At 62.2% G+C, this 13305-nt stretch carries 11 protein-coding genes; 4 read left to right on the top strand and 7 right to left on the bottom strand.

What is annotated here, in order from left to right; translation table 11 throughout:
• On the top strand, positions 1 to 1185 hold the full coding sequence (locus BLL38_RS10350) for an acetyl-CoA C-acyltransferase (RefSeq protein ID WP_076962487.1): 1185 nt from the start codon (positions 1 to 3) through the stop codon (positions 1183 to 1185).
• A gap of 134 nt (positions 1186 to 1319) precedes the next feature.
• Here the strand turns inward: BLL38_RS10350 and BLL38_RS10355 are convergent, their stop codons facing one another.
• Positions 1320 to 2522, bottom strand: a complete 1203-nt coding sequence (locus BLL38_RS10355) for a 3-oxoadipyl-CoA thiolase (RefSeq protein WP_076962488.1) — start codon at positions 2520 to 2522, stop codon at positions 1320 to 1322.
• A 2-nt stretch (positions 2523 to 2524) separates the two neighbouring features.
• Entirely contained in the window at positions 2525 to 4057 is a 1533-nt protein-coding gene (locus BLL38_RS10360) for a 3-hydroxyacyl-CoA dehydrogenase (protein ID WP_076962489.1), read from the bottom strand.
• Between the two features lie 173 nt (positions 4058 to 4230).
• Here BLL38_RS10360 and BLL38_RS10365 point away from each other — a divergent pair, with 173 nt between their 5' ends.
• The 3 genes from BLL38_RS10365 (at position 4231) to BLL38_RS10375 (ending at position 6917) form a co-directional block, all read left to right on the top strand.
• Entirely contained in the window at positions 4231 to 4662 is a 432-nt protein-coding gene (locus tag BLL38_RS10365; RefSeq protein ID WP_076962490.1) for a PaaI family thioesterase, read from the top strand.
• Positions 4659 to 5990 carry a hypothetical protein gene (locus BLL38_RS10370; RefSeq protein ID WP_236309635.1) on the top strand — a complete coding sequence of 444 codons (1332 nt, stop codon included), beginning with the start codon at positions 4659 to 4661 and terminating at the stop codon, positions 5988 to 5990. Before BLL38_RS10365 ends, BLL38_RS10370 begins: the two co-directional genes overlap by 4 nt.
• A 138-nt stretch (positions 5991 to 6128) precedes the next feature.
• Positions 6129 to 6917 carry an IclR family transcriptional regulator gene (locus BLL38_RS10375; RefSeq protein ID WP_076962491.1) on the top strand — a complete coding sequence of 263 codons (789 nt, stop codon included), beginning with the start codon at positions 6129 to 6131 and terminating at the stop codon, positions 6915 to 6917.
• Between the two features lie 49 nt (positions 6918 to 6966).
• Here the strand turns inward: BLL38_RS10375 and BLL38_RS10380 are convergent, their stop codons facing one another.
• The 5 genes from BLL38_RS10380 to BLL38_RS10400 are packed head-to-tail and all read right to left on the bottom strand — an operon-like array spanning position 6967 to position 13201.
• The gene (locus BLL38_RS10380; RefSeq protein WP_076962492.1) at positions 6967 to 7896 is read right to left on the bottom strand and encodes an electron transfer flavoprotein subunit alpha/FixB family protein; all 930 of its coding nucleotides are present in this window, start codon (positions 7894 to 7896) and stop codon (positions 6967 to 6969) included.
• A 2-nt stretch (positions 7897 to 7898) separates the two neighbouring features.
• Positions 7899 to 8663 (bottom strand): electron transfer flavoprotein subunit beta/FixA family protein, encoded by a 765-nt coding sequence (locus BLL38_RS10385; RefSeq protein ID WP_076962493.1) that lies wholly within the window; start codon positions 8661 to 8663, stop codon positions 7899 to 7901.
• Between the two features lie 31 nt (positions 8664 to 8694).
• Entirely contained in the window at positions 8695 to 9834 is a 1140-nt protein-coding gene (locus BLL38_RS10390; RefSeq protein ID WP_076962494.1) for an acyl-CoA dehydrogenase family protein, read from the bottom strand.
• A 12-nt stretch (positions 9835 to 9846) separates the two neighbouring features.
• A complete protein-coding gene (locus BLL38_RS10395) occupies positions 9847 to 11043 on the bottom strand; it encodes an acyl-CoA dehydrogenase family protein (protein ID WP_076962495.1) in 1197 nt (398 codons plus the stop codon).
• Positions 11044 to 11083: 40 nt separating this feature from the next.
• Positions 11084 to 13201, bottom strand: a complete 2118-nt coding sequence (locus BLL38_RS10400; protein ID WP_076962496.1) for a 3-hydroxyacyl-CoA dehydrogenase NAD-binding domain-containing protein — start codon at positions 13199 to 13201, stop codon at positions 11084 to 11086.
• Between the last annotated feature and the right edge of the window lie 104 nt (positions 13202 to 13305).

Below are 13305 nucleotides of genomic sequence, written 5' to 3' on the forward strand. Positions count from 1 at the left end.
ATGTCTGACGCCGTTATTGTCTCCACCGCGCGTACCGCCCTCGGCAAATCCTACCGGGGCGCCCTGAACAACACCCACAGCATCGACCTGGCCGGGCATGTGATCCAGCACGCCGTGGCCCGGGCCGGGATTGATCCGGGGTTGATTGAAGATGTGATCCTCGGTGCGACGTTTCATGAAGGCGCCCAGGGCAAGAACATGGCGCGCCTGGCCGCCATTCGTGGCGGGCTGTCCAGCGCCACGGCGGGGTTGTCGATCAACCGTTTTTGCAGCTCGGGCCTGCAAGCCATTGCCCTCGCGGCCCAACGTATCGTGTCGGAGAAAGTCCCGGCGATGATTGCCGGCGGCGTGGAATCCATCAGCCTGCTGCAAAACGACAAGCTCAATACCGATCGCGGGCAGAACCCGTGGCTGCGGGAACACAAACCCGAGCTTTACCTGTCGATGATTGAAACCGCCGACATCGTTGCCCGGCGCTACCACATCAGCCGCGAGGCCCAGGACGAATACGCCCTGCTCAGCCAACAGCGCACCGCCGCCGCCCAGGCCGCAGGTTTGTTTGATGAGGAGATTGTGCCCTTCAGCACCCACATGCTGGTCAAGGACAAACACAGCGGCGAGGTCAGTGAACAGGCGGTAACCCTGACGCAGGACGAGTGCAACCGCCCCTCCACCACCCTGGCCAACCTGGCCTTGCTGGAGCCGGTGCGCGGTGCCGGGCAATTCATTACGGCGGGCAATGCCAGCCAGCTGTCTGACGGGGCGTCGGTGTGCCTGGTCATGGACAGTCTGTATGCCGAACGCAACAACCTCGAGCCACTGGGCATTTTTCGCGGTTTTGCCGTGGCCGGTTGCGAGCCGGACGAGATGGGCATCGGCCCGGTCTACGCCATCCCCCGCCTGCTCAAGCGCAACGGCCTGAACGTCGACGATATCGACTTGTGGGAACTCAATGAAGCCTTCGCCTCGCAGGTGATCTACTGCCGCGAGAAGCTGGGCATCCCCCTGGACAAGATGAACGTCAACGGCGGCTCCATCTCCATCGGCCATCCTTATGGCGTCACCGGCTCACGCCTGACCGGCCATGCCCTGATCGAAGGCAAACGGCGCGGCGCCAGATATGTGGTGGTGACCATGTGCATCGGCGGCGGGCAAGGGGCTGCGGGGTTGTTCGAGGTCGTTTAAAAGCAGAACCAGAGCGCGAAGCTGCGTTCCCCTGTGGGAGCTGGCTTGCCTGCGATGGCGGTGGATCAGTCACTGAATATGTCGGCTGAACCACCGCTATCGCGAGCCCGCTCCCACACTTGTATGGGGTGGCTTCAGTCAAGCCGTTCGATCACACAGGCAATGCCCTGGCCAATCCCGATGCACAGGCTCACCAGCGCGTAGCGCCCTTGCTGGCGCTCCAGGCTACGCAAGGCCGTCAGGGCCAAGCGGGCACCCGAGGCGCCCAACGGATGGCCAATGGCAATCGCACCGCCCAGGGCATTCAAACGCGGATCGTCAAAGGCCAGGCCCAACTCTTTAGCGCACCCCAGCACCTGGGTGGCGAAGGCTTCATTGATTTCAATCACATCCATATCCGCCAGGCTGAGCCCGGCACGCGCCAAGGCCTTGCCAATGGCCGGAACCGGCCCCAGGCCCATCACCCTGGGCGCAACCCCCGCGACCGCACCGGCCACGATCCGTGCCCGAGGCCTGACCCCGTACCGCTCACCGATCGCACGGTTGCCAACGATCAGCGCCGCCGCCCCATCGTTGATCCCCGAGGCATTCCCCGCCGTGACCACTCCGTCGTCGAACAGCGCCCCCAGCCGGGCAAGCGCCGGCTCATCGGTGGACGGCCGTGGGTGCTCATCAGCCAGTACCTCCTTGGGCGGCAACTTGCGTCCTTGTGGCACCAACACCGACATCAGTTCCCCGTCATAAAAACCCTCGGCCAGCGCCTTGGCATACAGCGCCTGGCTACGCGCGGCGAACGCATCACTGTCGGCCCGGCTGATACCCAGGTCGCGCGCAATGTTATCGGCGGTTTGCGGCATGCTGTCGGCGCCGAATTCGGCCTCGATCAGCGGGTTGGGAAAACGCGCACCGATGCTGCTGTCGAAGACCTGGAAGGCCCGGGAGAATGCCGCCTCGCTCTTGCCGACGACAAACGGCGCACGGCTCATGCTCTCGGTGCCGCCAGCGATAAACAACTGGCCCTCATCGCAACGGATCATCCGGTTCACATCCAGCAACGCCGCCAGCCCCGAGCCGCACAAGCGGTTGACAGTCAAGCCCCCCGTGGTCAATGGCAAGCCCGCGAGCAATGCCGCATTGCGGGCAACGTTGCGCGCATCTTCACCGGCCTGGCAGGCACACCCCGCCACGACGTCTTCATAGTCGGCGCCTGCAAACGAGCTGCGCGCCACCAGGGCACGAATGACTTCGCCCAGCAAGTCATCGGGGCGCACGCTGGCCAAGGCGCCGGCGCTGCGGCCAAAAGGTGTACGCAGGCCATCATAGATATAAGCGGACATGGTTATTGCTCCTGCACGGCAGAGGGATGATCAGGGGATTGCAGGCCCAGGCCCAGTTGGACCCGGCGACGCAGCCAAGGGCTGGGGCGGTAGCGCGGTTCTTCATAACAACCTTGAATACCGCGCAATACCGCAAGGATCTTGTCGGCGCCATAGAATTGGGCGAAGGCCAGCGGGCCGCGCGGATAACCCAGCGCCAGCATCACCGCACGGTCGAGGGTGGCCGGGGTGGCGATGCCCCGCTGGACGATTTCCGCCCCCAGGTTGACCACGCAGGCCACCACGCGCTGGATGATGAAACCGGGCGAGTCATTGATCACTTCCACCGGCACGCCACTGCTGCCGAGGGCCTGTACCGCCTGGGCTTCCAACGCAGGCTCAAGCGCCGGTTGGCGCATCAACACCAGGCGCTTGGAAAAATCGCAGAAGGTGTCCAGGGCCAGGGTGCGCTCAGCCGGTAAACCCAGGCGCGCAATCATGCTACTGGCATCTTCCCCCAACGGGGTAATCAGGCAGATCGCGTTGGCCGGTGGTTGAGCATCCTCCTCAAGCGTCGCCCCGCCAGCGGCGAGCAAGGTTGCCACTGCGTCGCGCACGTGCAGCTCCTGGCTGTCGAGCCAGAAGGCCCGCTCGACCGCTACCACCGCGCGCTTGAGCGGGGGCGAACGCAGCTGTTGGCCGTCGACATACCGGTAGAAACCCTGCCCGTCACTCTTGCGCCCCAGCAAACCGGCGGCCACGCGCTGGGCTGCCAGGTAGGAAGGCGTATAGCGGGGGTCACCATAAAACTGCGCGTAGATCGACTCCATCACCCCGTGGGAAATATCCAGCCCGGTGAGGTCAAACAACTCGAACGGCCCCATGCGAAACCCCGGGCCATCGCGCAGGATGCGGTCGATCTGCTCGACATCGGCGATGTTCTCGCCAAGGATGCGCAAGGCTTCAGTGCCATAGGCGCGACCGGCATGGTTGACCAGAAAACCCGGCGTGTCCGGGGTTTGCGCCGCAAAGTGGCCCGCGGCCTCGGCCAACGCGCACAAGCGCTCGACCACCTGCGCCTGGGTACGCTCACCGCGCACCACCTCGACGATCTTCATCAGCGGCACCGGGTTGAAGAAGTGAAACCCGGCAACCCGTTCGGGGTGCTGGCAACCGCTGGCGATCTGCGTAACGGACAACGAAGACGTGTTAGTCGCCAGCACGGCGCTCGGCGCAACGATGGCCTCCAACTGGCGAAACAGCCCTTGCTTGGCCTCCAGGTTCTCGACGATGGCTTCGATCAACAGATCGCAACCGGCCAAGGCTTCCAGGCTGGCGGCAGGCTGCATACGCGCCAGGGTCTGCTCCAACTGCTCGGGGCTGAGCTTGCCCTTGGCCACCTGGCGCGCCAACAGGTCCTTGTTAAAGCTCAGCGCCTGCTCGACTGCCTCGGGACGCACGTCATACAGCAGCACCTCGCAGCCTGACGTCGCAAACACCTGAACAATGCCACGCCCCATGGCGCCACTGCCTATCACACCGATACGTGAAAACATGTCTTCTCCGAATTAATGTTTCGCTGTGCAGAACCAGATTCCATATTGACTATGATATTAAATATTGTCAGGCTCAACTTCAATCAATAAACCGACTTTGCGGAACTTGGAAGTACAGGCCAAAAGGTCACTGCCCGCAAACGCGCCACGCCATAACAAGAAGAGAACACCCCATGACCCCCACATCGCCTGCAACCGACCTGATCGGGCTGTTCAGTGGTTTTGCCGCTTACCTGGGCCTTGATCTGCTTGAATATGGCCAGGCTCGTACGGTCATCGCCCTGCAGATTCGCCCCGACCATCTCAACCAGGCCGGCAACCTGCACGGCGGCGTGATCGCGGCCATGGCCGACTCGGCCCTGGGCATGTGCGGCACCTGGCACGTCGATCCGGCCCAATGGCGCTTGTCCCTGACCTTGTCGCTGAACATCAACTACATGGCCCCCGCCCCGGCGGGCAGTCGGGTACGGGTCATCGCCCGGGTACGGGGCGGCGGGCCGAAAATCTACATGGCCGCTTGTGATGTGCTCGATGCCGAGGACAACCTGCTGGCCAGCGCCGAAGGGGTGTTCAAACATAGCCGCCTGCGGCGTCTGCCCGCGTGAAGCTGACACGCCTGCTGCCACTGGCCCTGCTCTGCGAACTGATTGCCCTGGGCACACGTACCACTGCGTTCAGCCTGATCGCAGCGCTGCTGTTCGGTTTGTTTTTTATCCGGCACTGGCAGTCGCTCATGCCCTACCCTCGGCGCCTGGGCCTGGCGACGCTGGCGCTGCTCGCGCTATGGCTGGTCAAGGCCCCACTGGACCTGCCCACCGTCCAGCGCATCAGCAGCGCGGCCGCCTATTACGCGGCGTTCATTGGCGGCCTGGGGCTGATGGGTTGCCTGGTCAAGCGCCTGCCGGCACTGCGTGAGGTGCATCGTGTGTTGTTGCGTGGACCACGGGCCCTGCTCTATCCGCGCTACTTGTTGGCGGCGCTCGGGTTGGGCTCAATCCTCAGTTTCGGCATGCTCAACCTGATGTGTTCAACCCTGCACAGTTACCTGCAACACTTTGCCCCCGATCACCCGGCCCAACGCGATGGCCAGAGAGGCGTGCTGACCGCCGCCATTCGCGGCTTTGCCCTGGTGCCGTTAATCGCGCCAACCAGCATTGTCGTGGCGATCATTACCCGTGAAGTCCCCAGCCTGACCTGGACCGACCTGCTGCCCTACGGCGTGATCGCCACGGCGCTGCTGATGCTTATTGGCGCACGCACGGAAAACCGCCATTTGCAGACGCTGGTGGATGAGTCGCCAGAAATTCCCGCCGCCTCGCTCACACCGCTCGCCCTGGGCACGGCCCTGGGCATCGGCGCGATTGTCGCGCTGGCCAGCTTCAGTTGGCTGAACATCACCCAAGCGTCGTTGGTGGTGGTGCCGCTGCTGGTCAGTGGCTGGCTGTTCCTTGAGAGCCCTGGCAAAGCCTACGACGAATTGGCCGAGCATCTGGCGGGCATGCGCAATGAGGTCTTTATCTTTGGTTGTTCCGCGCTGTTCGGCGCGCTGTTCAATCAGCTGGTTTCCCTGGATCAACTGGTGCCGCTGCTGGGCGGCGCCTCCCAGGTATTTGTGCTGCAATGCATGGCCCTGCTGGGTATCGTAGGGCTCGCGCTGGTTGGCATTGCGCCGATTATTACCCTGAGCATTTGTGCCGGCTTGCTGGCCCAATTGCAGGCGGCCGGTGTCAACCCCCTGGGGCCCGCCGTCAGCCTGGTCTGTGCCTTCTCCCTGGCGATGCTGCTCTCGCCCTTTGGGCCCGCCGTGCTGATCCTCGCGCGTACCGCAGGCACCTTGCCGTGGACGATTGTCCTCACCTGGAATGGCCGCTTTGCGCTGATCGCCATCCCGGTATTACTTGCCCTGTCCTGGGTCGTGCAATGGAATCACTAGCGGAACAGGATTCCGCTATGCTGCCTTTTTGCGCAACTATTAAGTCATTGCATTGAAATCACGCCGATTACTGCCCACACTGCCCGGTATTATCGGCTAACCTCTTCCACTGCCTGCCCGCTGCCCACATGAGCCTCCATGACTGAAGAAATCGAAACGCCCGAGAACGAACCCAAGGACCGGAAATTCGTCGAAGCCCTGAGTCGGGGTCTCGAAGTGTTGCGCGCGTTCACCCACGGCAACGTCACCCGGGGCAACCAGGACATTGCGCGGATTACCGGGCTGCCCAAGCCCACAGTTTCGCGCCTGACCTACACCCTGACGCAGCTTGGCTACCTGAGCTACAACCAGGACGTGGAAAAATACCAACTCGACTCCGGGGTGCTGGCCCTGGGGTATGCCTATGTCAACAACCTGCGGGTTCGCCAGTTGGGCAAACCGCTGATGGACGAGTTCGCCCGGCGCACCAACACCACCGTTGGCCTCACCTGCCGCGACCGGCTCTCGATGATTTATGTGGAAAGCTGCCGCCCACCCGACGTGGCCAGCCTGCGCATGGAAGCCGGCGTGCGCCTGCCCTTGAGCACCACTGCGGCAGGCCGCGCCTACCTGGCCGCCACCCCGGAAAACGAGCGGGCCCACCTGATCGGCGAAATTGCCAAGAAGGCCGGTGACGAATGGCCGGCCCTGGAGGTCTCGTTGAACGAATCGTTCCGCGAGTATGAAGAGTTCGGTTTTTGCCTGTCCCTCGGCGAGTGGGACCGCAACGTCAACGCCGCAGGCGTTCCGCTGCGCCTGGCCGACGGCAGCATCATGGCCCTGACCTGCGGCGCGCCGAAATTCCAACTGCCGACCGACACCCTGCAAAGCTCCCTGGCCCATCAACTGGTGATGTTGGCCAGGGACATCGAAAGCCTGGGCGCCTGATCGCCATGGGTTATGCAAGCGCGAAACTGTTCGCGCCTGCATAACCCATTTACAGGCTACCGCTCAACTCGGGAACCGCTTCAAACAAGTCCGCCACCAGGCCGTAATCAGCCACCTGGAAGATCGGCGCTTCTTCGTCCTTGTTGATCGCAACGATCACCTTGGAGTCTTTCATACCGGCCAAGTGCTGGATCGCGCCGGAGATACCGACGGCGATGTACAGCTGTGGCGCAACGATCTTGCCGGTCTGGCCGACCTGCATGTCGTTGGGTACGAAACCTGCGTCGACCGCCGCGCGCGAAGCGCCGACCGCCGCGCCCAGCTTGTCGGCCAGGGCGTACAGGTGCTTGAAGTTGTCACCGTTCTGCATGCCACGCCCGCCGGAAACGACGATCTTGGCCGCGGTCAGCTCTGGACGGTCCGACTTGGCCAGCTCTTCGCCAACAAAGCTGGAAGTGCCAGGATTGTGCACAGCTGCAACGGCTTCAACCGCAGCCGAACCACCCTCAGCGGCAACCGGGTCGAAACCGGTGGCACGCACGGTGATCACTTTGACCGCGGCAGTGGATTGCACGGTGGCAATGGCGTTACCGGCGTAGATCGGGCGCTTGAAGGTGTCGGCGCTTTCCACCGAAACGATCTCGGAGATCTGGTCAACGTCCAGCTGCGCAGCAACCCGTGGCAGGATGTTTTTGCCGTTGGAGGTGGCGGCAGCCAGGATATGGCTGTAGCCAGCGCCAAGCTCTGCAACCAGCGGCGCTACGTTTTCCGGCAGTTGATGCGCGTAAGCGGCGTTGTCGGCCAGCAGTACTTTGCTCACACCGGCGACTTTTGCCGCGGCTTCAGCCACGGCGCCAGCGCCCTGACCTGCTACCAGTACGTGGATGTCACCACCGATTTTGGCGGCAGCGGCCACAGTGTTCAGGGTGGCCGGGGCCAGCACTTTGTTGTCGTGTTCTGCGATTACCAAGATAGTCATTGTTAGATTACCTTCGCTTCGTTTTTCAGTTTCTCGACCAGTTCAGCCACCGACTTGACCTTGATCCCCGCGCTGCGTGCAGCTGGCGCTTCGACTTTGACGGTCTTGTTGGTGGAGGCGGTGGAAACGCCCAAAGCTTCTGGAGTCAGCACTTCAAGCGGCTTCTTCTTGGCTTTCATGATGTTTGGCAGGGACGCATAACGCGGCTCGTTCAAACGCAGGTCGGTGGTGACAATGGCCGGCAGTTTCAGGGAAACGGTCTGCGCGCCGCCGTCGATTTCGCGGGTCACGGCAACGCTGTCGCCAGACACTTCGACTTTCGAGGCAAAGGTGCCCTGGCCGTAACCGGTCAGTGCAGCCAGCATCTGGCCAGTCTGGTTGTTGTCGCTGTCGATCGCCTGTTTACCGAGGATCACCAGTTGTGGCTGCTCCTTGTCGACAACGGCCTTGAGCAGCTTGGCCACGGCCAGCGAGGTCAGTTCTTCAGCGGATTCGACGAGCACGGCGCGGTCGGCACCCAGCGCCAGGGCGGTGCGCAGCTGCTCTTGAGCAGTGGATGGCCCTACGGAAACGACGACGATTTCAGTCGCGATGCGCCCTTCTTTTATAGAGAGCTCTTTCAGGCGTACGGCTTCTTCCACGGCGATTTCGCAGAAGGGGTTCATCGACATTTTGACGTTAGCCAGATCGACGCCGCAATTGTCCGCCTTGACGCGAACTTTCACGTTGTAATCGACCACTCGTTTGACTGCGACGAGGACTTTCATAATGGCTCTCTCAGAGTGAAAAAAACGGCATTCAAGCGGCGTCCAGCAAGGCGGCATAGGCCTTGAGGTGATAGTCGTCGTCACCGAACTGATGGCTGAGCATCACCAGACGCTTGGCGTGGTGCGCCAGGGCGTATTCCCAAGTCATGCCGATCCCGCCGTGCAGCTGGATCGCCTGCTCGGCAATGCTGCGCGCGGCCCGGGTGACGATGAATTTGGCGGCGGCCAGGGTCCGGGTGCGTTCAAGGCTGTGCGCTTCGTCGCAGCAGCATGCGGCCAGGATGGCCATGCTGGTGGCCTGTTCCAGTTCGGTGCGCATGTCGACCATACGGTGCTGCAGCACCTGGAACTGACCAATGGCCACACCGAATTGCTGACGGGTCTTGAGGTAGTCCAGGGTCAGGCGACAGGCTTCCTGCATGCTGCCCAGGGCATCCGCGCACTGTGCGGCAATGGCCCGTCCTTGTTGATAACGCAACGCTGCCAGGGCCTGGCCTGGTTCACCCAGTACCTGAGCGGCAGAGACCTGCACCTTGTCCAGGTACAGGTCGCAGGCTTTGCGACCATCGACCGTAGGATAAATGCGGCGCTCGACACCGGCGGCCTGCGGATCAATCAAGAACAGGCCAATGCCCTGCTCATCACGACTTTCACCGCTGATCCGCGCGCTGACCAGCATCAAGCCGGCCTGATGCCCGCCTATCACCACGGCTTTCCGACCAGTCAGCGTCCAGCCCTCGGCCGTCTGTTGGGCGCGGGTCTGCACATCGTTCAGGTGGTAGTGGCTCTGTGGTTCTGCAAAGGCTGTGGCCAGCAGCAATTGGCCGCTGGCCACTTGTTGCAACAGGTGTTGCTGGGCCGGGCTGCCGAGCTGCATCAGCAACCCTCCCGCATAAATCACCGACTCCACATAAGGTTCCAGGCACAAGCCTCGGCCGAATTCAGTCATCAACAGCATCGTGTCGACGCCGCCCCCGCCAAAACCACCCAGGGCCTCGGGAAACGGCACTGCCGTCAGCCCCAGCTCACCCAATTGCTGCCAGAAGGCAAGGCTAAAACCCGCATCGCTCTGGGCATAGCGCTCTCGCGCCTCGAAGCTGTAGGCATCGCGTACCAGGCGTGCCGCCGTGTCTTGCAGCATTTGCTGCTCTTCGGTCAGTTTGAAGTCCATGGTCAGAGCCCCTTACAGTTCGAGAATCATCTTGGAGACGATGTTTTTCTGAATTTCGTTGGAGCCGCCGAAGATCGACAGCTTGCGCAGGTTGAAATACTGGCTGGCCAACGCCACGCTGTAGTCGGCGTGCAGGGGTTCGCCCGGGTAATCCAGGTCCAACTCTTCTTCCAGAAACGGCAACGCGTACGGCCCGATCACCTTGCGCAGCAAGTGGCTGATCGCCTGGCGGACTTCAGTGCCCTTGACCTTGAGGATCGAACTTTCCGCCCCCGGCACCCCGCCGTCCTTGGCCGCAGCCAGGGTGCGCAGCGTGCTCATTTCGGTGGCCATGAGTTGCATCTCCACTTCCGCGACCTGGGCGCGAAACAGTGGATCGTCGAATATCGGCCGGCCTTCGCTCATCTGCTTGCGGGCAATGCGCTTGAGGTGGGCCAGCGCGGCCTTGGACGCGCCGATCCCCGCCAGGCCCGTGCGCTCATAGGTGAGCAGGTATTTGGCGCACGTCCAGCCGTGGTTTTCTTCGCCAACCAGGTTCTGCACCGGCACTTTGACGTTGTCGAAAAACACCTCGTTGACTTCGTGCTCGCCATCCAGGGTGATGATCGGCCGCACGCTGATGCCTGGGCTGCTCATATCGATCAACAGGAAGGAAATACCCCGCTGTTTCTGCGCCTGCGGGTCGGTACGCACCAGGCAAAAAATCATGTTGGCGTGCTGGCCCAGGGTGGTCCAGGTTTTCTGGCCATTGACGATGTAAACGTCACCCTCGCGCACCGCACGGGTTTTCAACGAAGCCAGGTCAGAACCGGCGCCTGGCTCCGAGTAACCCTGGCACCACCAGTCCTCGCCGCTGAGGATGCGCGGCAGATAGTGGTCTTGTTGCTGTGGCGTGCCGAACTTGATCAGCACCGGGGCCACCATGTTGACCCCAAACGGAATGCTGCGCGGCGCCCCCACCAGCGCGCATTCCTCTTCGTAAATGTGTTTCTCAACTGCCCCCCACCCAGTCCCACCAAAGGCCACTGGCCAATGGGTGGCATACCACCCCTGAGCGTTCTGCACCGCCTGCCAGCGCAAGTGGTCATCCTTGGACAAGGGCTTGCCCAGGCGCACCTTGTCGGCCAGATCCCGGGGCAGTTTGTCCTTGAGGAAGGACCTGACTTGATCGCGAAACGCCAGTTCTTCAGCGGTAAAATGAATATCCATGTTGTTTCTCCAAGCCGTTGATAGACCGTGAAGCAGGCCGTTATGAATCCAGTTTCCAGTCGGCGAAGCGTCGCCCTTGCGCCGCCAGTTCTTCCAGCAGCGGCGCCGGCTCCCACCAGGCGCCGAAACGTTGGTGGAACTCGCGAATGCGGGCCAATACCTTGTCCAGGCCAAGGCTGTCGGCATAAAACATCGGGCCTCCCCGCCAGGCGGCAAAACCGTAGCCGTTGAGGTAGATCACATCGATGTCGCTGCTGCGCCGGGCGATGCCTTCCTGAAGAATTTTTGCGCCCTCATTGATCAAGGCGAACACGCAGCGCTCGACGATGTAGTCATCACTCAAGGCGCGGCGCTCGATGCCTTTCTCGCGGGAGACGGCTTCCAGCAACGGCAACAGTTCAGGGTTCGGCTCGGGATGGCGGGAGCCGGGGGCGTAGCAGTAGAAGCCCTGGCCGGTCTTCTGGCCGGTCTTCTGGCCGAGCATCCCGGCCGCGTACAACGTGTCGAGGACCCCGGGCAGCGGGTAGTTCGATGGCAGCGTGGCGCGCTGGCGTTGGCGAATGCTCCAGCCGATATCCAGCCCGGACAGGTCGCGCATGGCATGCGGGCCCATGGCCAGGCCGAAGTTGCGCAAGGCTGTATCGACCTGCTCCGGGGTGGCGCCCTCCTCCAACAAGAACTCGGCCTCACGGCCATACTGGAAGATCATCCGGTTGCCGACAAAACCATCACAGACGCCCACCACCACGGCAATCTTGTTCAACCTCTTGCTCAGTTGCATCACCGTGGCCAACACCTCAAGACCGGTGTACCGACCGCGCACGACTTCAAGCAGCCGCATGACGTTGGCCGGGCTGAAAAAGTGCAGGCCCACCACGTCTTCAGCCCGTGAAGTGAAACTGGCGATAACGTCCAGATCCAGCGACGAAGTGTTGCTGGCGAGGATCGCGCCGGGCTTGCATACCTGATCCAGGCGTTCAAACACCTGGCGCTTGACCTCCAGGCTTTCAAACACCGCTTCGATCACTAGGTCGGCAGTGGCCAGTTCGCGGTAGTCCACCCCGCCATGCAGCAGTGCCAGGCGCTGCTCCATCACGGCAGGGCTCAAGCTGCCACGGGCGACGCTGGCTTCACAGGTTTCTCGGGCACGCTGCAATGCGCGCTGCAGGGCGGGCTCGTCGACTTCCATCAAGATCACGGCAATACCCGCGCTGACAAAACTCAAGGCGATACCCACGCCCATGGTGCCGCCACCGATGACTCCGACACGCTCAATGGCACGCACGGGTGTGTCCTTGGGCAAGCCGTCGATATGAGCGCATTGGCGCTCGGCAAAAAAACCGTGTACCAGGGCCGCACGTTGCTCGGAGGCCAGGCATTCCTGAAACAGTGCGCGCTCGCGCTGCAAACCTTCGGTCAGCGGCAACAAAGTCGCCGCTTCTACGGCGGCGACACAACGGGGCGGAGAAAAGAACCCCGGTAAACGCTTGGCGACGTCGGCGCGCTTGGCGGCGATCAATGCGGCGTTGTCGACGCCCTCGAGTGCCGCAGCCTGCTCGCCGGTACGCCGCACGCCCAGGCCGCTGTCCAGGATCCGTTGAGCAAAAGCGATTGCGGCGGCGCGGGGATCGCCGTCAAACAGCTCATCGACAATGTGATGTTCGCGGGCTTGAAGGGCATTGATGGGCTGGCCTGAGACAATCATCTCCAGCGCCTTGGCCACCCCCGCCAAACGGGGCAAGCGCTGCGTGCCACCCGCCCCCGGCAGCAACCCGAGCTTGACCTCCGGCAGGCCGACCTTGGCATCGCGGCGCGCGATTCGATAGTGACAACCCAGAGCCATTTCCAGACCGCCGCCCAGGGCCGTGCCATGGATCACCGCTACGCAGGGCTTGTCGCTGTGTTCGTAGGCATTGACCACTTCCGGCAGGCTCGGCGCCTGAGGGGGTTTGCCGAACTCCTTGATATCCGCCCCGGCAATGAACGTGCGGCCACTGCACAGCAACACCAGCACCTTGGCCTGCGTGTCGATCTGAGCCTGGTGCAAGGCCCGCAGCAAACCTTCGCGCTGGGCCTGGCCAAGGGCGTTGACCGGCGGGTTGTTGAGGGTGATCAGTGCAACCTCGCCTTGACGCTCGTAGTTGACGCTGGAATTCATCTGAGCCTCGACACATTGTTTTTATTGGAACCATATTCCGCGCTGCGGAACATATGAATCAATATTATCAAAGAGACATGTTTTGGCAAACGGTTTATGGAAAG

Source organism: Pseudomonas gessardii, from assembly GCF_001983165.1.
GTDB lineage: Bacteria > Pseudomonadota > Gammaproteobacteria > Pseudomonadales > Pseudomonadaceae > Aquipseudomonas > Aquipseudomonas gessardii.

Coding starts and splice junctions, on each gene's coding strand:
- BLL38_RS10350 (WP_076962487.1), top strand. CDS start 1: ATGTCTGACGCCGTTATTGTCTCCACCGCGCGTACCGCCCTCGGCAAA.
- BLL38_RS10355 (WP_076962488.1), bottom strand. CDS start 2,522: ATGTCCGCTTATATCTATGATGGCCTGCGTACACCTTTTGGCCGCAGC.
- BLL38_RS10360 (WP_076962489.1), bottom strand. CDS start 4,057: ATGTTTTCACGTATCGGTGTGATAGGCAGTGGCGCCATGGGGCGTGGC.
- BLL38_RS10365 (WP_076962490.1), top strand. CDS start 4,231: ATGACCCCCACATCGCCTGCAACCGACCTGATCGGGCTGTTCAGTGGT.
- BLL38_RS10375 (WP_076962491.1), top strand. CDS start 6,129: ATGACTGAAGAAATCGAAACGCCCGAGAACGAACCCAAGGACCGGAAA.
- BLL38_RS10380 (WP_076962492.1), bottom strand. CDS start 7,896: ATGACTATCTTGGTAATCGCAGAACACGACAACAAAGTGCTGGCCCCG.
- BLL38_RS10385 (WP_076962493.1), bottom strand. CDS start 8,663: ATGAAAGTCCTCGTCGCAGTCAAACGAGTGGTCGATTACAACGTGAAA.
- BLL38_RS10390 (WP_076962494.1), bottom strand. CDS start 9,834: ATGGACTTCAAACTGACCGAAGAGCAGCAAATGCTGCAAGACACGGCG.
- BLL38_RS10395 (WP_076962495.1), bottom strand. CDS start 11,043: ATGGATATTCATTTTACCGCTGAAGAACTGGCGTTTCGCGATCAAGTC.
- BLL38_RS10400 (WP_076962496.1), bottom strand. CDS start 13,201: ATGAATTCCAGCGTCAACTACGAGCGTCAAGGCGAGGTTGCACTGATC.